The sequence below is a fragment of the Okibacterium endophyticum genome (genome assembly GCF_054780075.1).
This window is the reverse complement of sequence record NZ_BAAGXA010000018.1, coordinates 1-1047: the sequence shown is the minus strand read 5'-3', so window position 1 is coordinate 1047 and position 1047 is coordinate 1. Positions and strand designations below refer to the sequence as shown.

1 protein-coding gene is annotated in these 1047 nt (G+C 67.8%); it reads left to right on the top strand.

Annotated features, from left to right (window positions below; translation table 11 throughout):
- Window positions 1–25: 25 nt before the first annotated feature.
- A partial coding sequence (locus tag ACYVF5_RS16635; RefSeq protein ID WP_460948474.1) for an IS481 family transposase occupies window positions 26–1047 on the top strand: 1022 nt, incomplete at its 3' end.

Genomic DNA, 1047 nt, shown 5'->3' with positions numbered 1-1047 from the left:
GGGCATGTCGAAGCATCGGGTCATCGTGTTGAAGATCATCGCCACGCAGCTGACCGTCACCGCCGCGGCAGCCGAGTACGGGCTGTCCCGCCAGTACCTGCACACGCTCCTCGCCCGCTACCGGACCGAAGGACTCGACGGACTCGAACCGCGCTCGCGGGCACCGCTTTCGAGCCCCCAGGCCGTCACCGACCGAGTGCGGGACAAGACCATCGCGATCCGGCGGCGGCTGACCGCGGAGGGGCTCGACGCCGGGCCCGTCACGATCGCCTGGCACCTGAGGAACGAGGGGCTGAAGCCGCCGTCGTCGTCCACGATCCGCCGCATCCTGCACCACGCCGGACTGATCACCCCCGAACCCCGCAAACGCCCCCGCTCCTCCTACATCCGCTTCCAAGCCGCGCAACCGAACGAGACCTGGCAATCCGACTTCACCCACTGGCGCCTCGCAGACGACACCGACGTCGAGATCCTGAACTGGCTCGACGACCATGCCCGCTATCTCCTGTCCTGCACCGCCCACAAGCCCGTCACCGGCGACGACATCGTCACCACCTTCCTCGCCAGCATTGATGAGCACGGCGCGCCCACATCCACGCTCACCGACAACGGCCGCGTCTACACCGCCCGACACGGCGGCGGCCGCAACGCCTTCGAATACACCCTCGCCGCGTTGCACATCACGCAGAAGAACGGCGCCCCGAACCACCCGCAAACCCAGGGAAAGGTCGAACGGTTCCACCAGACTCTGAAACGCTGGCTCACCGCCCGCCCCCGCGCCACCACGATCACCGAACTGCAAGCCCAGCTCGACGCCTTCCGCGAGCACTACAACCACCACCGCCCGCACCGCGCCCTCGACGGCAGAACACCCACCCAGGCCTACACTGCATCTCCGAAAGCTGCCCCCGTCGGCGCCATCACCGATACCAGCCACTACCGCATCCGCTACGACCACGTCGGCACCAACGGCAAGATCAGCTACCGCCGCGCCGGCCGCATGCACCACCTCGGCATCGGAGCCACTCACCGCGGCAAACGCGTCAT